Origin of the sequence: Aquincola agrisoli, assembly GCF_036621135.1 — a bacterium.
Taxonomy (GTDB): Bacteria; Pseudomonadota; Gammaproteobacteria; order Burkholderiales; family Burkholderiaceae_C; genus Aquincola; species Aquincola agrisoli.
In genome coordinates this window covers 150,314-170,078 of record NZ_JAZIBG010000019.1, presented here as the reverse complement: position 1 = coordinate 170,078, position 19,765 = coordinate 150,314, and the positions used below count along the sequence as shown (strand labels likewise).

Here is a 19,765-nt window from a genome sequence, read left to right as displayed (position 1 = left end):
ACACTGTGCCGCATGGCAGTACCTCGATTCGGACCATCGCCGCCCTCGCCCGGCGACACCGACATCCCGAGGCGGGGCCCGGTGTGGCGGCGGCAGTGGTTGTGCGAAACGCCCCGCTACCTGCTCCAGACCGCCCACTGCACCGACGGGACCGGCGACCGCGCCTGCGTCGTGAAGGCCGTGCGCAGCCAGCGTCCGGCCGCCACCGCCGCGCTGCGCCACGAAGCGCAGATGCTGCGCCTGCTGGCCGATGTGCCGAACGTGCCGCGCCTGCTGCATGCCGAGCCCGACGGGACCGAGATCGTCCTCACGCCCATGCCCGGCGTCGACCTTACGCAGCACCACGGCGACGCCCTGGCGCTCGACGCAGCCCTGGGCATCGCCCTCGGCCTGGCCGAAATCCTGCAAGCGGTGCATGCCAACCACGTCGTGCACGGCGACCTGAACCCGGGCAACGTGCTGTTCGACGCCGCGACCGGCCGCGTCTCGTTGATCGACTTTGGCGACGCGATCGCGCAGAGCCACGTCGAGCTGGAGTTCATGGCCGCCACGGGCGTGGCGCGGTCGCTGGCCTTCGTCGCCCCGGAGCAGACCGGCCGTGCCGGCCGGCCCGTGGACTGCCGCGCCGACCTGTACGCACTGGGCGCGGTGCTGTACTGGCTGCTCGCCGGCCGGCCTCCTTTCACGCACGACGAACCGCTCGACCAGTTGCACGCGCTGCTGGTCCAGGCGCCCGAGCCGCTGTCGCGCTGGCGCGCCGGGCTGCCGCCGGCCGTCTCGGCCGTCGTCGAACGCCTGCTGTCGAAGCAGCCCGAAGCGCGCTACCAGGCAGCGGCCGGCGTCGCCGCGGACCTGCGGCAACTGCGGGAACGCATCGGGCAGCACGGCGACGCACCGGGCTTCGTGCCCGGCCTCGCCGACCACCGCATGGCGCCCGCCCCACCCTCACGCCTGTTCGGGCGCGAAGGGGCGCTCGAGCAGCTCACCGCGGCCCTCGAGCGTGATGCCCGCCCGCGGGTGGCCCTCGTGCGCGGCTTCTCCGGCGCCGGAAAGACCTCGCTGGTGCGCGGCCTCTTTCCGGTGCTGAACCGCCTCGACGGCCTGTTCGCGGGCGGCCGGTTCGACGAGTTCGAGCGGCTGCAGCCCTATGGCGGCCTGTTCGACGCGCTGGGGGAGCTGGCCGGCCACTGGCTGGCCGAGCCGCCCGCCACGCTGGAGCGCCTGCGCGCGGCACTGCGCGAAGCCCTGGGCGACCACGCCGCGCTGCTCGCGCAGTGCGTGCCAGCGTTCGCGCGGTTGCTCTGGGGCGATGCGCTGCCGCCGAAGGCCGATGCCGCCCACCCGCTGCACCGGCTGCAGCAGGCCGTGGGCGCGGTGCTGGAGGTGGTCCGCGGCCGAGGCCAGCCGGTGGTGCTGTTCATCGACAACCTTCAGTGGGCCGACCTGGGGGCGCTGGAGCTGATCGAGCACCTGGTGCGCATGCACGGGCGCTCGCCGCTGCTGGTCGTCGGCGTCTATCGCGACAACGAGGTCGACGAGACGCACCCCCTCGCCGCCGTGATGCGCCGCTGGCGCGAGGCCGGCGTGCACACGCTGGACATCGCGGTGGACCACCTGCCGCAGACCGCGGTCGAAGAACTCGTGGCCGACGTGCTGACCGGCCAGCCGGACGCCGACCCCTGCCTGCAGCCGCTGGCCGCGGTGCTGCATCGCCGCACCGGCGGCAACCCGTTCTTCGTGCTGCGCGCGCTGCAGCAGCTCTTCGATGACGGGCAGCTGCGCCGCGGGCCGGGCGGCTGGCGATGGGACGACGCCGCGCTCGAGGCGCTGCCCGGCGCCGACAGCCTGGTGCCCGGGCTGATCGCGCGGCTCGGGCGGTTGCCGCAGGCCACCAGGCGCGCGGCCGGCGCCTGCGCCTGCCACGGCGGGCTGATCGACACCGAGCTGATCGCCGACGTGCTGCAGCAGGCGCCGACCGCGCTCGACGATGCGCTGCTGCCGCTGCTGCGCAGCGACGTGCTGCTGCCGGCACGCACGCCGGAAGGCGCACGCCGGCTGCGCTTTTGCCACGACCGCCTGCAGGAAGCCGCCCGCGCCTGCCTGGCGCCCGACGAGCGCATCCGCATCCACCACGCGCTCGCGCGGGCGATGCACCGCCGCATGCCGGCAGCCCCGGGCACCGCGCCGACGCCCGCGGCGCAGCGCTTCACGCTCGGCCACCACTACCTGGTCGCGCTGCCGCTGATCAGCGACGACGAATGCACCCTGGTCGCCGAGCTGCTGGCGGACATCGCCCAGGCCGCACTGGCCACCGGTGCGCATGAGACCGCGCAGGCCTACGTCGACGCCGTGCGTGCGCTCCTGCCGCGGGCGGGCCTGGCCGCCATCGACCACCTGCGGCTGGATGCGTTGGCGCACCGCATCCTGTGCGCCCAGGGCCACCATGCCCGGGCCGATGCGGCCTTCGACGCACTGCGCGCCCGGCGTTCGCTCTGCCCGGCCACCTGGATCGAGGCGCTGCGCCACCAGGCAATGCTGCTGTCGAGCCGGATGAAGCAGCGCGAGGCGACCCTGCTCGTGCTGGACGAGCTGCGCGGCCTCGGCGTGGCGGTGCCCGCCGAGGCGGATTGGGGTGCGGCCGCGGCGGCCGAGCGGGCCGCGGTCGAGCAGCGCATGAACGACGACGAGAACGTCTTCGACCGGCTGCCGCCCGCCACCGACCCGCAGATCCTGCGCACCGCGACGCTGCTGGTGCAGACGCAGGACAACGCGATCCGCTGGAGCCTGCCCCTGGCCTCCTGGGCCTGCCAGCGGACGGTGCGCCTCGGGCTGGACCATGGCCGCTTTCCCGAACTGGCCGCGGCGGTCGCCGGCAGTGCCGGCGCGGTCGATACGCGGGACGACCGCTACCCGCGCCGCGCCTACCTGCTGGCCACCACCGGGCTTCGCCTGCTCGAGGCGGCCCGCGACGTCTCTCCAGCCCAGCGCGCTCGCGCACGGCAGACCGCGGCCTCCGTCGGGTTGTTCTGGGGCCAGCCGCTGACGGCGGTGCTCACCCTGATGGCGACCTGCGAGCGCCCGCTGATCGAGGCAGGCGAACGCGAGTTCCTGTCGTACCACGCACTGGCGCACTGCGAGCTGCTGCTCGACACCGCGCCACACCTGGACGAACTCGACGCCTGCGTGCACGCCTTGATCGCCCGCCACGAAGCGGCGGGAGACCGGCTGACTGTCACGATGCTGCTGCCGTTCCGCCGCTTCGTCGCCTGCCTGCAGGGCGACACGGCCGGCCCGGGGCGCTTCGACGGCGAGGATTTCGACGAAGCCGCGCTGATGGCCGAGACGCGGCGCAACAACATCCGCGGCCATGCCCGCCACCACACGCGCAGGGCGCAGGCCTGCGTGCTGTGGGGCCAGTGGCCGCAGGCGCTGGCGGCCACGCGGGCGGCGTTCGCCACCGGCGGCATCCACGGCTTCATGTACGTCGAGCTGCTGGCACGCTGGCTGCATGCGCTGGCCGGTGCGCGCGTGCTGCTGGCCGATGGCGGCACGCTGCCGCCTGAGGAGCGCGCGGCGCTGCGGCACGAGCTGGACGTGCAGACCGCCTGGTTCGCACTGCGCGCCGGCGAGCAGGTGCAGAACTACATGCACCTGCACCAGCTGCTGCGGGCGATGCAGGCCTGGCTCGACAACGATTTCCTTGCCGCGACGCCGGCGTTCGAATCGGCCATCGCCGCCGCACGCCACCACCGCCGCGCCTGGCCGCTGGCGCTGGCCTGCGAGCTGGCCGCCGAGCACGACATCGCCCACGGCGCGGACCCGCGGCGGCACCGGGAGGCGGCGCTCACCGCCTACGAAGACTGGGGCGCAGCAGGCAAGGCCCGTCAGCTGCGCCTGCTGCTGGCGAGCGGCAGCTCGTCGTTCGGCGGCACGCGCGGCTTTGCCGGCGAGGGCGACGCGAGCGGCATCGACGTCGTCGGCATCGCCGCGCAACGCCTCGCCCTCGAACGCGACCCCGACGCCCTGCCCGGCCTGCTGTTCGACCTGGTCCGCCGGCACTCGGCCGCCGAACGCGGCTTGCTGCTCTGGCACAACGAGACGGGGCCCTGGCAGCCCGCGGCCGGGTTCGACGACGACGAAGCGTGGGTCGACTTCGCTCTGAACGAGGCCGCCGCCGCACGCCGTGCCGCGTTGATCCCGCCGTCGGTGCGGCACTTCCTCGTGCACGCGCAGCAGCCGGTGCTGCTGCAGGACGTGCAGCACGATCCGCGCTTCGGCCGCGATCCGCAGGTCCAGGCCCGGCGGATCCAATCCATCGCCGGCCTGCCGATCCGCTTGCGCGGCGAGATGGTCGGCCTGCTGTACCTCGACAACCACCGCTCGCGCAACGCGCTCGGGGCACGCCAGTTCGACGCGCTGCGCCTGCTGGCGCTGCAGTTCGCGGTGGCCTACGAAAACGCGCGCGCCCACCGCGACCTGGAAACCATCGTCGCCGCGCGCACCGCGGACATCCGCCGCCAGCGGGCGCTGCTGCAGACCCTCATCGACGGCACGCAGGCGCTGGTGTCGCTGAAGGACGCCGATGGCCGCTACCTGCTCGTCAACGCCCGCTGGGCCGAGACCTTCGGGCTGCGGCCCGACGCGGCCATCGGCCGCTCGACGCAGGAGGTGCTGCCGCCGCAGCTGGTCGAACGCGCCCTCGATGAGGATCGGCTGGTGCTGGCCGGCCAATCGAGGCGATCCGAGGAACAGCTGTCGACCGGCGGCAGCACGCGCGTGTTCCACGTCCACCGGTTCCCGGTCTTTGGCGAGGACGGCCGGCCCTATGCGATCGGCAGCATCGCGCTCGACATCTCCGAGCTGTACGAGGCCCGGCGCACGGCCGAACACGCGACGCGTGCGAAGAGCGAGTTCCTGGCCAACATGAGCCACGAGATCCGCACGCCGATGAACGCGATCCTCGGCATGACGCGGCTGGCGCTGCAGGCCGGGCTGCCGCCGCGCCAGCAGCACTACGTCGCGCAGGCGCAGCGCTCGGCCCAGGCGCTGCTTGGCGTGGTCAACGACATCCTCGACTTCTCCAAGATCGAAGCCGGCAAGCTCGAGCTGGAGGCGACCGCGTTTGCGCTCGACGAGGTGCTGTCGGACCTGGCAAGCATGATCGGCCTGCAGGCCCACACGAAGGGCCTGCGGGTCCTGTTCGACCAGCCCGACCCCCTGCCGCCGAGGCTGGTCGGCGACCCGCTGCGGCTGAGGCAGGTGCTGACCAACCTCGCCGCCAACGCAATCAAGTTCACCGAGCGCGGACATGCCCGCATCGCCGTCGAGGCCGCCGGGCAGGCCGCCGGCGCGGTGCGGGTGCGCTTCGCCGTGGAAGACACCGGCGTCGGCATCGACGAGGCCACGCAGCGCCGGCTGTTCCAGCCTTTCGAGCAGGCCGACGCCTCGACGTCACGGCAGCACGGCGGCACGGGGCTGGGGCTCGCCATCAGCCGGCACCTGGTCGCCCTGATGGGCGGCACGCTGGCGCTGCACAGCGTGCGGGGCCAGGGCAGCCGCTTCGAATTCGAACTCGCCTTCCCGGTGGCCGGGGACGACGATGGCACACGCGGCGAACAACGCCCGCCCCCGCTGGCGGACCGGCGGCTGCTGATCGTCGAAGCGCATCCGTTGGCGGCCGCCACGCTGCGGGCGATGGCCGCAGCGCTGGGCGTGCGCGCCGAGACCGCTGGCGATGCGTGGGACGGCCTGCGCGCCACCACGCTGGCCATGGCCGCCGGCCGGCCATTCGACGTGGTGCTGGTCGCCGCACGCCTGCCCGGGCTCGACGGCCTAGCCAGCGCGCACGAGCTGGCCGCGGGCGCGCATGGCGGCCGGCCGATCCTGCTGATGGCGTCGCCCGGCAACGAGCCCGCGGCCGATGCAGGACTGCCGCCGTGGCTCGAATGGCTGCCGCAGCCCGTCACGCGTGCCGCTCTGGCCAAGGCGCTGCGCGACGCCTTGCAGCCTGCCGGCGATGCGGCCACGCCCGTGCAGGCCGCCACCGCGCGGCTCGATGGCCTGCACCTGCTGCTGACCGAAGACAACCCGATCAACCAGGAACTCGCCACCGAGCTGCTGCGCGGCGCGGGCGCCGAAGTGACGGTGGCGCAGAACGGCCGCGAGGCGCTGGAAGCGCTGGAACTGCGCCGCTTCGACGCCGTGCTGATGGACTGCCAGATGCCCGAGATGGACGGCTACGAGGCCGCACGCCGCATCCGCGCCGACCCGCGCTGGCACGGACTGCCGATGATCGCGATGACGGCCAGCGCCATGGCGGGCGACCGCGAGCGCGTGCTGGCCGCCGGCATGGACGACCACATCGTGAAGCCGATCGACGTCGAGGCGATGTTCACGACGCTGGCACGCTGGCTGAAAGGCCCGTCCGAGCCCGGTCAGCCGCCGCGGTAGACCTCGCGCGGGTCGTCGCGGCTGTCGCTCCTCAGCACCTTCATGTCGGCATCGAAGGTGACGCTGAATTCCTTGGCCTGCTGGCCGTCGAGCCAGCGCCAATCCCACACCGTCTCCCGCTTCAGCGCGTAGGTCTGCTGCTGGGCCGGCCGGCCCAGCAGGCGGCGCACCTGGTCGGGTGTCATGCCGGGCTGCACCTTCTCGAAGTTGCGGGGCGTGAGCACCTGGCGCAGCGCACTCATCTTGCCGTCGGGGCCGATGGTGATGAGGTAGTTAACCTGCCCCTCCGGCTGGCGCGGGTAGTCGAAGGTACGGCCGCCGTCCGACTCGTCGAACACCGCGGCCGGCTCGCCGAACTGCCGGCGCACGTCGGCCTCGGTCGCCACCCCCTCCTCCAGCTTCTCGATGCGCTTGGCATCGCAGGCCACCAACACGCCCACGGCGGCCGCGGCCGCCGCCCACCAGATCCATCCTGACATGTGTCCCCCGGGTAAACTCGCACACTTCCGCCATTCTTGCCGACGCGCCATGCCGCTCTTCTGGAAGCCCTACACCTCCGACGTCACGCAGTTCATCCAGACGCTGAAGGACAAGAAGCCGACGCTGGAAGCCGAGCAGCGGGCGGGCCGCGCCCTCTTGTGGGACCGGCCGATCGACCGCGAGGCCCAGGCGGAGTACCAAGAGGCGCGCGTGCCGCAGCAGCCCTACGTCTACCAGACCAAGTCCAAGTAAGACGGCAGCAGGCCGTTCCAGCAGCTCCGTCGCGATGTCCGACGAACCGCTCTCCGGCCTGTCGCTGCCGGATGCCCCGGCCTCGCCGCCCGACGTGGTCGACACGGTGGCGGTGGCGCGCCTGTACGGCGAGCCGCTGTTCACTATGCCGCAGGATCTCTACATCCCGCCCGACGCGCTGGAGGTGTTCCTGGAGGCGTTCGAGGGGCCGCTGGACCTGCTGCTGTACCTGATCCGCAAGCAGAACTTCAACATCCTCGACATCCCGCTCGCCGACGTGACGCGCCAGTACTTGGCCTACGTCGAGCAGATCCGCAAGAGCAACCTCGAGCTGGCCAGCGAATACCTGCTGATGGCGGCGATGCTGATCGAGATCAAGAGCCGCATGCTGCTGCCGCCGAAGAAGTCGGCCGACGGCGCGGAGGCCGAGGATCCACGCGCGGAGCTGGTCCGCCGGTTGATCGAGTACGAGCAGATGAAGCTCGCGGCCTTCAAGCTCGATGCCCTGCCGGTGCTGGGCCGCGACTTCCTGCGGGCGCAGGTGACGATCGAGCAGAGCCTGAAGCCGCGCTTCCCCGACGTGTCGATCGACGAACTGCGCGACGCGTGGGCCGACATCCTCAAGCGGGCCAAGCTGAACCAGCACCACAAGATCTCGCGCGAGCAGCTGTCGGTGCGCGAGCACATGAGCATCGTGCTGCGGCGCCTGCAGGGCAAGCGCTTCGTCGAGTTCGAGGAGCTGTTCGACGTGTCGCGCGGCGTGCCGGTGCTGGTCGTCACCTTCATCGCGATGCTCGAGCTGGCGCGGGAGCGCCTGCTCGAGGTCACGCAGGCCGAAGCCTTCGCCCCGATCTACGTCCGGCTGGCCTACGCGCCGAGCTGACGCGCGCGGCGCCGGCTGAAGGCCGCGAGCGCCGCCAGGCCACCGAGCATCAGTGCGTAGGTGCCGGGCTCGGGCACCGCCTGAACGTGGTCCAGCATCGCCTGCGCCAGCATCTCGTGGCCGCGGGCCGTCGGGTGCACGCCGTCCCAGAACAGGTACTGCGCCGGATCGCAGGCATCGCCGACGGCAGCGCACGCATCGGTGACGTTGGTGAAGCCGTTGGCGCCGGCGTTCTCCGCCACGGTGCTCAGCAGGCCGAAGACGGAAAAGATGCTCACGCCCGCCTCACCGCTCAGGCGGGCCGAGAGCGCCGAATTCATCGCGCTGGCCATCGCCAGGCCGAGCGCCTGGGCATCGGTGCCATAGATGCCGATCGACGGCGTCAGGCCGATGTTGGGCGTGTCCCAGACGACGATGTCCTTGGCTCCGGCGGCCTGCAGGTCGTCGACGATGGCGCCGACGTCCTGCGCATAGGCCGCGGCCAGCGAGGAGATCATGTCGAGCTGCGCGAGCGGATCGGCCGTCGCGATGCCCGCGAACGCGTTGCGCGCGTTGTTGCCGCCGCCCGCCACGACGTACAACGCGGAAGCGTCGGCCGTGTGGTTCACCGCGTCGAGGTACATGTCCTTCTGCGTGGCCAGGCTGTACGGATACCCGCACAGCAGCGGGCACAGCTCCGTGCTGTCATGGCTCGTCTCCGCGCCGCCGTAGGCGTAGTTCGTGCCGCCCAGCAGAGAGGCCTGGCCGCCGACGCCGAGCCCGGCCGCGAACGGCGTGACCCAGGCCGGACCGTTGGTGAAGGCACCGCTGGCAAACGGCTTCTGCGCCACGTAGCCGTTGCCCGTGACGTCCGACGGCAGCGTGGTGGCGCTGCCCAGGTAGCCCTGGTTTACCAGCCCCTGGAGCACGGCGCCGTCGTTGCCCGTATCGGACAGGCTGTCGCCAAAGACATACAAGGCCGAGTAGCCGGCGTGCGCCGCCCCGGCAGCCCACAGCAGCGACACCGCCGCCATCCAGCGATAGGCGTGACTTTTCACGGAATCCCCCTGTAACGTTGAATGCAGAAGGATACCGTTACTTATTTGGCATCGGTGATTCGTTTATGCCACATTCATCACGCCGAAAGCGAGTGCCTGCTGACTTACAAATGTATCAGTTGGACAAACTTGCGCGGCGGCGGGCGCCGCACAGCACCAGCGCCAGGCCGGCCAGCATCAACGCGTAGGTGCCGGGCTCGGGGATCGCGGCCACGGCCGTCAGCATCGCGCCGCTGAGGATCTGGTGCCCTGCCGCGGTGGGATGGATGCCGTCCCAGAAGAGCGCCGTCTGCGGGTTGCAGCCGGCCACCGGCGCGCCGCACGCGTCGGCGGCATTCTCGAGGGAGAACGCCTGGGGCTCGTCGGCAATGCTGCCCAGCAAGCCGAACAGGTCGAAGGTGAGCACGCCGCTTTCCGCTGCCAGGCGCTGCGCCAGCGCCGCGTTCATGGTCGACGGCAGCAGCGAACCCAGCGCCACGGCCGCCGGGCCGCCCAAAGAGACAGCCGGCACGAGCCCGAGGTCCGGCGCATTCCACACCACGATGTGGCGGGCCCCCGCGGCCTGCAACTGGTCGACGACCGTGCCCAGGTCGGCGGCGTAGGTAGCCGCCGCGGACGCTAGTGTGGCGCCGACGTCCGCACCACCCTGGATGGCCTGCAATGCATCCCGCGCGTTGTTGCCGCCGCCGGCCACGACGTACAGCGCATCCTGCGGCGCCACGCCGCCGCTGGCCTGCAGGTACGAAGCCGCCTGCGACAGCAGGCTGGGCGCGGCGCCGCCGCTGGTGCGGGCGCCGCCGAAGGCGTAGTTCGTTCCGCCGGCCAGCGAGGCCTGCGCCGCCAGGCCCAGGCCGGCCGCAAAGGACGTGGCCCACACCGGCCCGTTCGAGAACACCCCGGACCCATAGGGCTGCGAGGGCACGTAGCCGTTGGAGGTGATCACCTGGCCGGGATTCGCGCCCACGGCGAGCGTGGCATTGCCGCTGTCGGAGAGGCTGTCGCCGAAGACGAACAACGAGCTGAACGCGGCATGGCTCGCAGGCGCGACCAGCACGGCCGCGCAGCCCAGCAGGCACGGAACGATGCGATGGGTCATGGTGGATCCTCCTCGGGGGACTCTATCCACGCGCGTGGCCGGAGCCACCCGGCCAAACCCGCGGGCCGCGAGGGCTCAGCGCATACCCAGCTTGAAGGCGATCATCGCGCGCAGCTTGTTGGGCAGCACCGGCTTGATCAGCAGGTGGAAATCGTGCAACGATGATTCGTCCTCGTGCCCGCCCAGGCTGCTGCCGGTGACCACGATCGCGGGGATCGACGCCTGCGGCCAGCGGGCGCGCAGCACCGCCAGTGCATCGAGCCCGGTGGTGCCCGCCGGCAGCCGGTAGTCGACGATGAGCAGGTCCGGCGGCTGCGTGCCGGCATGCACCACCCAGGCGCGCACGGCGTCGACCGTCTCGAAGGCCTCCACCTGCGCGCCCCAGGCCTGCAGCAGCACGACCAGGCCTTCGCGCACCGCCGCCTCGTCCTCGACGACGACCATGCGCCGGCCATTGAGCGTGAGCCCCAGCGCGGCCTTGGTCGGGGCGATGTCGCGTTCGCTGCGCCTCTGCTCGATGCCGGCCGGCAGCTCCATCGTGAACACCGTGCCGCGGTCGACGCGCGACTGCACCCGCAGCGGCGCCTGCAGCAGATCGGCCAGGCGCTTGACGATCGCCAGCCCCAGCCCCAGCCCCTTGCGGTGGTGCGCCTCCAGCGGGCGGCTGGTGTGCACCTGGTAGAACTCGTCGAAGATGCGCGGCAGGGCCGCCTCCGACACGCCGATGCCGCTGTCCCACACCTGCACCAGCAGCCGTCCGCCGCGCCGGCGGCAGCTCACCAGCACGCCACCGTCCTCGGTGTAGCGGATCGCGTTGCTGACCAGGTTGCGCAGGATGCGCTCCAGCAGCAGCGGGTCGGTGTGCGCCACGTGCCGCTCGCCGTGGAAGCTGAGCGCCAGGCCCTTCTCGAACGCCAGCGGCTCGAAGTGCAGCCGCAGCCGGGTGAACAGCTCCTTCATGCGCACGGGGTGCGGGTTCACCTCCACCCCGCCGCTGTCGATGCGCGTGATGTCGAGCAGCTCGCCGAAGAGTCCCTCCAGCGCATCGACGCTCTCGTTGATGCTGTTGACCAGCGACGCGACCTCCGGATCGTGGATGCGCTGGCGCAGGGCTTCCGCGAAGAGGCCCATGGCATGCAGCGGCTGCCGCAGGTCGTGGCTGGCCGCGGCGAAGAACTGCGTCTTCGCGCGGCTCGCCGCTTCCGCGGCGCTGCGAGCGGCGTCGGCCGCGGCCTTCTCGATGCGCAGCTGCGCGGCGAGCTGGTCGGTGCGCGCCTTCAGCGTGATGGCCTGTTCCAGTGCGCTGCGGTGCGTGCGGCCAATCACCAGCGTGGCGACGAAGATCACCCCCAGCACCACCGCCAGCTGCCAGTGGAAGGGCTGCGACGCATCGGTGGCGATGCGCAAGATGGTCGGCAGCAGCACCAGGCTGATGAAGGCGTTGAACACCGCCCCCTGCGTCACCAGCAGCTGCACCGCTCCCAGCGTGTAGGCGTAGGAAACGAGGATCAGCGCCAGCCGGTGGTAGGGCGTGCCCAGGTCCCAGAACAGCCACACCGCGGCGCCCCATTGCGCCCCCTGCATCAGCACCAGCACCAGGTAGCTCGGGTACCAGCTCGACAGCGTGGCGTCGTCCAGCGTGCCGGCGCGCTCGCGCTGGCGGTAGCGCCACCAGTGCCCCAGCCTCAGCAGCCACAGCACGATGACGGCGCCGAGCCAGCTGCCCAGCACCATCGGGCTGGCCAGCGGGAGGAACACCCCCACCATCACCCCGAAGCCGACCGCGTTGCCGGTGAGGGAAGCGGGGCTCTGCGCGATCAGTGCGCGGATGTGGTCGGGCTTCATCGCCGCGTCCCGCGGCAAGGGCCGGCGCGCCTCATCCCCGGCGCGTCGGCTTCCAGGCCTGGAAGTTGGGCGCCTGGCCCTGCGTCATCTGGCTCACGGCCAGCACTGCCTGCGTGCGCGAGCTGACGTTCAACGCCCGCAGCACGGCGGCCACGTGGTCCTTGATGGTCTCGACCGACAGGTTCATCTCCCGGGCGATGAGCTTGTTGGGCTTGCCCTGCAGCAGCTGCGCCAGCACGTCGGTCTGCCGCGGCGTGAGGCCGAGCGACGACAGCGACGGCGCGTTCTGCTGGAACGGGGCGGCGTCGGCCTGCTGCCCGATGCGCATCACGTCGGGAACCGTGTCGCCCTCGAGCAGGGCCGCCTGCGCGGAGGCGTCGCCGCCCAAGGCCATCGGCGGCACGAAGATCCCGCCCGACATCACCAGCCGCAGCGCCTCGAAGAGCATCTCGTTGGATGCCCGCTTGGGCACGAAACCCATCGCGCCGAGGTCAATCGCCTGGATCACGTCGCTCGCACGGTCCGACGCCGACACCACCACCACCGGGAGCGCCGGGTACTGCGCGCGCAGCTCCATCAGCACCTCGAAGCCGTTGGCGTCGCCGAGCTGCAGGTCGAGCAGCACGAGATCGAACTCGGCATCCTGCTTCAGCAGCGCACGCACCTCGGCCGCGCTGCCGACCCCGACCACCGTGACGTCGTCGCCGAGCCCCTGGATGACCCCTTGCAGGGCCGACAGGATCAAGGGATGGTCGTCGACCAGCAGTACCTTCATGACCGGACTCCTCACGCCCTCTGACGGGGCCGCTGCGAGGGATGGTAGCGCGCTAGCCGATCGCCTCGTCGACGACCTCGACCCAATGCCGCACCGGCGTGGCCGTGCCGGACTGCAGCTGCTGTATGCAGCCGATGTTGGCCGAGACGATGGCCTCGGGCTGCGTGGCCTGCAGGTTGGCGAGCTTGCGGTCGCGCAGCTGGTGCGACAGCTCGGGCTGCAGCACCGAATAGGTGCCGGCCGAGCCGCAGCACAGGTGGCTCTCGTTGGCCAGCGTGACCTCGAAGCCCAGGGCCGCGAGCCCGGTTTCGACCGGACCGCGCACCTGCTGCCCGTGCTGCAGCGTGCAGGGCGGATGGAACACGAGCTTCTTCGGGCCGCCCGTGCGGATGCGGCCGGCCAGCAGCGGCGCGATGGCCGGCAGCAGCTCGCTCAGGTCCTTGGCGGCGGCCGAGACCTGGGCGGCCTTCACCGCATAGGCCGGGTCGTTGCGCAGCGCGTGGCCGTACTCCTTCACCGTCACCGTGCAACCCGAGGCGTTGACGACGATGCCCTCCACCTGGCCCGACGACAGCCGAGGCCACCAGGCGTCGATGTTGCGGCGCATGTGGTCGAGCCCGCCCTCGGTGTCGTTCAGGTGGGTCTTGATCGCGCCGCAGCAGCCCGCCTCGCCGGCCACCAGCACCTGGATGCCGGCGGCATCGAGCACGCGCGCGGTGGCGGCGTTGACATTGGGCATCATCGCCGGCTGCACGCAGCCGGCCAGCATCAGCACCTTGCGCGGGTGCTCGCGCTGAGGCCATTCATGCGCGCGTGGGGCATGCCGCTCGGGCACCTTGTCCTTCAGCAACGGCGGCAGCAGCGGGCGCACCATCTGGCCGAGCTTCATCGCCGGTGCGAAGAGCGGCGAGGTCAGGCCTTCCTTCAGCAGCCAGCGCACGGCGCGCTCGCCCACGGGGCGCTGCACCTTCGCCTCCACCACCTTGCGGCCGACATCGACCAGGTGCCCATACTGCACGCCCGACGGGCAGGTGGTTTCGCAGTTGCGGCAGGTGAGGCAGCGGTCGAGGTGCAGCTGCGTGGCGCGTGTGGGCTCGGCGCCCTCGAACACCTGCTTCATCAGGTAGATGCGGCCGCGCGGGCCGTCGAGTTCGTCGCCGAGGAGCTGGTATGTCGGGCACGTGGCGGTGCAGAAGCCGCAGTGCACGCACTTGCGCAGGATGGCTTCGGCTTCGTCGCCCTCAGGCGTGCCCTTGAATTCGGGAGACAGCGTGGTCTGCATGGTTCAAAGCCCCGGATAGAGCCGGCCAGGATTGAAGATCGAGGCCGGGTCGAAGGCCTGCTTGAGCTGGCGGTGCAGCCGGTCGAGCGGCGAGGCCAGCGGCGCGAACACGCCGGGCGACTTGTCCTGCGTGCGGAACAGCGTCGCGTGGCCGCCCGCGCGGGCCGCGGCGCCGCGCACCTCGGCCGCCGGCGCCCCGGTGACGAGCCAGCGCTGCGCCCCGCCGTGCTCGAGGAGGCTTTCGCCCGCCAGGCCCAGCGGCGGCACCGTCGAAGGCACCGACAGCCGCCAGAGCGACTGCCCCGCCTCCACCGCATCGAGCGCGCGTGTGTGGTAGGTGCCGGTGTGGTCGCGCAGGCCCAGCCACAGCGGCTCGGCCACCGCGGGCTCGACCAGGTCGCCACCCATCCGGCGCTGCGCATCGCCCACGGCCGCGCGCGCGCCGCGCAGGCGCACGTACAGGTGGCCGTCGCGCCAGGCGCTGGCGTTGATCGGCAGCGGCAGGCCGCCCCATTCGTTGAGGCGGCGGATCGCGGTCGCCTCGTCGAGCAGGAAGCACAGCGTGGCGCTGGCCGGCGCGACCGGCAGCACCTTCAGCGACACCTCGCAGATCACGCCGAGGATGCCCATCGAGCCCGCCAGCAGGCGCGAGACGTCGTAGCCCGCCACGTTCTTCATCACCTGGCCGCCGAAGCTCATCAGCTCGGCGCGGCCGTTGAGCATCGTGGCGCCGAGCACGTAGTCGCGCACGCCGCCCACCGCGGCGCGCGACGGGCCGGCGAGGCCCGAGGCCACCATGCCGCCGACCGTGCCGCCGCGCAACTCGGGATGCGCCGTGCTGGCAAAGCGCGGCGGCTCGAACGGCAGGCACTGGCCCTTCTCGGCCAGCGCGGCTTCCAGCTCGGCCAGCGGCGTGCCGGCACGCACGGTCACGACCAGTTCGGTCGGCTCGTAGCTGCTGATGCCGCTGAGCGGCGAGACATCGAGCGGCTCGCCCTGCACCGCCTCGCCATAGAAGTGCTTCGTGCCGCCGCCGCGGATGGCCAGCGGCGCCTTCGCGCCGAGGATCTGGTCGGCGATGCGGCGCAGCGCGGGGTCGTCGCTGCCGCCGGGCAAGGGCGCAGCCAGGTTGGTCGTCATGCTCATGCTCAAAACCTCGGCAGATCGGGGAAGGGCAGCAAGCCCTTCTTGACGTGCATCTTTCCGCCTTCGGCGCAGCGGCTCAGCGTCGGGATCACCTTGCCCGGGTTGAGCACGCCGGCCGGATCGAACGCCGCCTTCAGCGCCAGCATCTGCGCGTTCTCGGCGGGCGAGAACTGCACGCACATCGACCCGAGCTTCTCGACGCCCACGCCGTGCTCGCCGCTCACCGTGCCGCCCATGCGCACGCTGGTCTCGAGGATGTCGGCGCCGAACAGCTCGCAGCGGTGCATCTCGTCGGGGTCGTTCGCATCGAACAGGATCAGCGGGTGCAGGTTGCCGTCGCCCGCGTGGAAGACGTTGCAGCAGCGCAGGCCGTACTTCTTCTCCATCTCGGCAATCGCCAGCAGGATGTCGGCCAGGCGCTTGCGCGGGATGGTCGAGTCCATGCACATGTAGTCGGGGCTGATGCGGCCCGACGCGGGGAAGGCGTTCTTGCGTCCGCTCCAGAAGCGCAGGCGCTGGGCCTCGTTCTCGCTCACCTCCATGCGCGTGGCGCCGCAGCCGCCGAGCACGGCCTGCATGTGCTCGATCTCCTCGGCCACCTCTTCCGGTGTGCCGTCGCTCTCGCACAGCAGGATGGCGGCGGCGTCGAGGTCGTAGCCGGCACGCACGAAGTCCTCGACCGCGGCGGTCATCGGCTTGTCCATCATCTCCAGCCCGGCCGGGATGATGCCGGCGGCGATGATCGCGGCCACCGCGTCTCCCGCCTTCCGCACGTCGTCGAAGCTGGCCATGATGCAGCGCGCGAGCTGCGGCTTGGGCACGAGCTTGACGGTCACTTCCGTGGTCACGGCCAGCATGCCCTCGCTGCCGACCACCACGGCCAGCAGGTCGAGCCCGGCGGCGTCCAGCGCCTCGGAGCCGAACTCGACCGCCTCGCCCTCGACGGTGAAGCCGCGCACGCGCAGCACGTTGTGCACCGTCAGGCCGTACTTGAGGCAGTGCACGCCGCCGGAGTTCTCGGCCACGTTGCCGCCGATGGTGCAGGCGATCTGGCTGCTCGGGTCGGGCGCGTAGTAGAGGCCGTACGGCGCGGCCGCTTCGCTGATGGCCGCATTGCGCACGCCGCACTGCACGACGGCCGTGCGCGCGTAGGCGTCGACCTTCACGATCTTGTTGAACTTGGCCAGCGACAGCGTGACGCCCAGCTTGTGCGGCATCGCCCCGCCCGACAGGCCCGTGCCCGCGCCGCGCGCGACCACCGGCACGCCGAGCGCGTGGCAGGCCTTCAGCACCGCCGACACCTGCGCCTCGGTTTCGGGCAGCGCCACGAGCAGCGGCTGCTCGCGATAGGCCGTGAGGCCGTCGCATTCATAGGGCACCGTGTCCTCGCCGCGCCAGAGCAGCGCGTGCTTCGGCAGCAGCGGCGCCAGCGCCTCGATCACCTGGGCCTGGCGCTGCACTCTGGATGGCTGGCTCGTATCGGCTTGCATCATGGCTGTCTCCTGCCGCGCCCGTTCAGGCGAAGTAGCGATCGACTTCGGGCCGGTGCGGCGGCAGCAGGATGCTGCTGTCGACGCGCTGGATGTCGGTGTGGCCGCAGAAGGCCATCGTCACGTCGAGCTCCTTGTGCAGGATCTGCAGCGCCCGGGCGACGCCGGCCTCGCCCATCGCGCCCAGACCGTACACCATCGCGCGGCCGATCATCGTGCCGCGCGCGCCCAGGGCCCAGGCCTTCAGCACATCCTGGCCGCTGCGGATGCCGCCGTCCATCCACACCTCGATCCGCGAGCCCACCGCCTCGACGATGGCCGGCAGCGCGGTGATGGACGACGGCGCGCCGTCGAGCTGGCGGCCGCCATGGTTGCTGACGACGATGGCGTCGGCGCCGTGGTCGGCGGCGAGGCGCGCGTCCTCCACTTCCATGATGCCCTTCAGGATCAGCTTGCCGCCCCACTGCTTCTTGACCCATTCGACGTCGGGCCACGACAGCCGCGGGTCGAACTGCTCGTTGGTCCACGCGGCGAGCGAGCTCATGTCGCTGACACCCTTCACGTGGCCCACCAGGTTGCCGAAGGTGCGGCGCTTGGTGCCGGCCATGCCCAGGCACCAGCGGGGCTTGGTCATGAGGTTGAGGATGTTCCTCAGCGTGGGCCGCGGCGGCGCGGTCAGGCCGTTCTTCAGGTCCTTGTGGCGCTGGCCGATGACCTGCAGGTCGAGCGTGAGCACCAGCGCATTGCACCTGGCGACGCGGGCGCGCTCGATCATGCGCGCCATCGCGTCGCGGTCGCGCATCATGTAGAGCTGAAACCAGAACGGCTGACCGGTGGCCGCGGCGATGTCCTCGATCGAGCAGATGCTCATCGTCGACAGCGTGAACGGGATGCCGAACTTGGCCGCCGCGCGCGCGGCGTGGATCTCGCCGTCGGCGTGCTGCATGCCCGTGAGGCCCACCGGCGCGATCGACACCGGCATCTTCACCGGCACGCCCACCATCGTGGTGGCCGTGCTGCGGTTCTCCATGTTCACCGCCACGCGCTGGCGCAGCTTGAGGCGGTGGAAATCCGCCTCGTTGTCGCGGTACGTGCCTTCGGTCCATGAGCCGGAATCGGCGTAGTCGTAGAACATGCGCGGCACGCGCTTCTCGGCGAGGACCCGCAGGTCCTCGATGTTGGTGATCACCGGCATGCGATGTCTCCTGCTGATGCTGCTGTTGGAGATGCGAAGGCCCGCGGTGCGCAAGGCACCGCGGGCTGCGTCATGGCGCCATGACGCGGGTCATTGTCAGTGCACGACCATGAGCGTGAACGGCCAGACGTACGCCTGCATCGTCACGTACAGGCCCACCAGGCAGGCCAGCGCGATCGAGTGGAAGAACACGTAGCGCAGGATCTCGCCTTCCTTGTTGAACCAGCGCGTCGCGGTCGAGGCCACCACGATCGACTGCGCGTCGATCATCTTGCCCATCACGCCGCCCGAGCTGTTGGCCGCGCCCATCAGGTTGGGCGACAGGCCCAGCTGCTCGGCCGCCACCTTCTGCATGCCGCCGAAGAGCACGTTCGATGCGGTGTCGGAGCCCGTCAGCGCGACGCCGATCCAGCCCATCAGCGTGCCGAAGAACGGATACAGCATGCCGGTGTTCGCGAAGGCCAGGCCCAGCGTGGTGTCGGTGCCCGAGAAGCGGGTGAGCGTGCCCAGCGCCAGCATCAGCACGATGGTCAGCAGCGAGAACTTGACCAGCCACAGCGTCTTGAAGAACGTGCGCACGATGGCGACCGGGTTGTACTTCATCACCAGCGCGCTGATCACGGCGGCGAGCAGGATGCCGGTGCCGGTGGCGGACAGCAGGTTCAGCGTGTAGACCGCGGCCTCGGGGTGCGGGGTCGGGACGACCGGCGGCACCTTCATGATCAGGTTGTGCAGGCCCTCGATCGGGAACTTGGGCGCGAAGAGACCGTTCAGCCAGGCCTTGACCGGCGGCAGGCCCCAGACGAACACGAAGACCGACAGGATCGCCCAGGGCGTCCAGGCGGCGATCAACGCCTCCTTGGAGTGGCGCACGATGGGCTGCGGCGGCTTGGCCTCGGACGCGCTGACGTCCTTGCCGCGCATCGCCGGGGAGGTCCAGACCTTCTTCGGCTGCCAGACGCGCAGGAACGCGACCAGCGACAGCATCGAGACGATCGCCGCGATGATGTCCACCAGTTCAGGCCCCATGTAGTTGGAGACCAGGAACTGCGGGATCGCGAACGACAGGCCGGTGACCAGGATCGCGGGCCAGATCTCCCACATGCCCTTGCGGCCGGCAAAGGCCCAGATCAGCCAGAACGGCACCAGCAGCGAGAAGAACGGGAGCTGGCGGCCGATCATGGCCGTGACCTCCTGCAGGTCGTAGCCGTGCACCTGGGCCAGCGTGATCACCGGCGTGCCCAGCGCGCCGAAGGCCACCGGCGCCGTGTTGGCGATCAGCGAGAGGCCCGAGGCGGCCAGCGGCGAGAAGCCCAGGCCGATCAGGATCGCGGCGGTGACGGCCACCGGCGTGCCGAAGCCGGCGGCGCCCTCGAAGAACGCGCCGAAGCAGAAGGCGATCAGCAGCAGCTGGATGCGGCGGTCCTCGGTGATGCCCGACAGCGAATCCTGCAGCACCTTGAAGCTGCCGTTCTGCTCGGTCAGCTGGTGCAGGAAGATGATGTTGAGCACGATCCAGCCGATCGGCAGCAGGCCCGTGAAGCCCCCCAGCACGGCGGCGCGGCCGGCCATCTCGGCCGGCATGCCGTAGGCGAAGACCGCGACGATGAACGCGGCGACGAGGCCCATGCCGGCGGCGATGTGGGCCTTGATGTGAAAGAAGCCGAGCGCGCCCAGCATCACGACCACCGGAATCGCCGCGAGCGCGGTCGAGATGATCATGTTCCCGAAGGGGTCGTATACCTGTTGCCAGACCAAGGGTGTCTCCCGGTGATTGGTGAACTGCTTCGCCGCCCAGTCGGCAGCGCGGCGCGAACTCTAAGAGCGAGTTCCC

Annotated in this window: 12 protein-coding genes and 2 pseudogenes; 3 read left to right on the top strand and 11 right to left on the bottom strand. The window is 71.1% G+C overall.

Annotated elements, in window-relative coordinates:
- Positions 1–12 precede the first annotated feature (12 nt).
- Complete coding sequence (locus tag V4F39_RS07035; protein ID WP_332288603.1) at positions 13–6,450, top strand: response regulator; 6,438 nt, start codon at positions 13–15, stop codon at positions 6,448–6,450.
- Here V4F39_RS07035 and bamE read toward each other — a convergent pair.
- Positions 6,435–6,929: an outer membrane protein assembly factor BamE domain-containing protein gene (gene bamE / locus V4F39_RS07030; RefSeq protein ID WP_332288602.1), complete on the bottom strand. Its 495-nt coding sequence runs from the start codon at positions 6,927–6,929 to the stop codon at positions 6,435–6,437. The two genes, V4F39_RS07035 and bamE, sit on opposite strands and share 16 nt — an antisense overlap.
- Before the next feature lie 49 nt (positions 6,930–6,978).
- Here bamE and V4F39_RS07025 point away from each other — a divergent pair, with 49 nt between their 5' ends.
- Entirely contained in the window at positions 6,979–7,182 is a 204-nt protein-coding gene (locus V4F39_RS07025) for a DUF3460 family protein (RefSeq protein ID WP_332288601.1), read from the top strand.
- A gap of 34 nt (positions 7,183–7,216) precedes the next feature.
- Positions 7,217–8,065, top strand: coding sequence for a segregation and condensation protein A (locus V4F39_RS07020; RefSeq protein ID WP_332288600.1), 849 nt, complete (start codon positions 7,217–7,219; stop codon positions 8,063–8,065).
- Here the strand turns inward: V4F39_RS07020 and V4F39_RS27190 are convergent.
- The 10 genes and pseudogenes from V4F39_RS27190 to V4F39_RS06975 form a co-directional block, all read right to left on the bottom strand.
- Positions 8,050–8,166: pseudogene (locus V4F39_RS27190) on the bottom strand (PEP-CTERM sorting domain-containing protein); the annotation flags it as partial. The gene V4F39_RS07020 and the pseudogene V4F39_RS27190 sit on opposite strands and share 16 nt — an antisense overlap.
- A 9-nt stretch (positions 8,167–8,175) precedes the next feature.
- A pseudogene (locus tag V4F39_RS07015) lies at positions 8,176–9,078 on the bottom strand (SGNH/GDSL hydrolase family protein); the annotation flags it as partial.
- Between the two features lie 139 nt (positions 9,079–9,217).
- On the bottom strand, positions 9,218–10,198 hold the full coding sequence (locus tag V4F39_RS07010) for an SGNH/GDSL hydrolase family protein (protein ID WP_332288598.1): 981 nt from the start codon (positions 10,196–10,198) through the stop codon (positions 9,218–9,220).
- A 75-nt stretch (positions 10,199–10,273) separates the two neighbouring features.
- Positions 10,274–12,043, bottom strand: coding sequence for an ATP-binding protein (locus V4F39_RS07005; RefSeq protein ID WP_332288597.1), 1,770 nt, complete (start codon positions 12,041–12,043; stop codon positions 10,274–10,276).
- A 31-nt stretch (positions 12,044–12,074) separates the two neighbouring features.
- Positions 12,075–12,818 carry a response regulator transcription factor gene (locus V4F39_RS07000; protein ID WP_332288596.1) on the bottom strand — a complete coding sequence of 248 codons (744 nt, stop codon included), beginning with the start codon at positions 12,816–12,818 and terminating at the stop codon, positions 12,075–12,077.
- A 52-nt stretch (positions 12,819–12,870) separates the two neighbouring features.
- The gene (gene glcF, locus V4F39_RS06995) at positions 12,871–14,100 is read right to left on the bottom strand and encodes a glycolate oxidase subunit GlcF (protein ID WP_332288595.1); all 1,230 of its coding nucleotides are present in this window, start codon (positions 14,098–14,100) and stop codon (positions 12,871–12,873) included.
- Positions 14,101–14,103: 3 nt separating this feature from the next.
- A complete protein-coding gene (gene glcE, locus V4F39_RS06990) occupies positions 14,104–15,240 on the bottom strand; it encodes a glycolate oxidase subunit GlcE (protein ID WP_378235075.1) in 1,137 nt (378 codons plus the stop codon).
- An 8-nt stretch (positions 15,241–15,248) separates the two neighbouring features.
- Entirely contained in the window at positions 15,249–16,739 is a 1,491-nt protein-coding gene (locus V4F39_RS06985) for an FAD-linked oxidase C-terminal domain-containing protein (protein ID WP_332288593.1), read from the bottom strand.
- A 22-nt stretch (positions 16,740–16,761) separates the two neighbouring features.
- Positions 16,762–17,931, bottom strand: a complete 1,170-nt coding sequence (locus V4F39_RS06980) for an alpha-hydroxy acid oxidase (RefSeq protein WP_332288592.1) — start codon at positions 17,929–17,931, stop codon at positions 16,762–16,764.
- A 96-nt stretch (positions 17,932–18,027) separates the two neighbouring features.
- Positions 18,028–19,689, bottom strand: coding sequence for an L-lactate permease (locus V4F39_RS06975; RefSeq protein ID WP_332288591.1), 1,662 nt, complete (start codon positions 19,687–19,689; stop codon positions 18,028–18,030).
- Positions 19,690–19,765 lie beyond the last annotated feature (76 nt).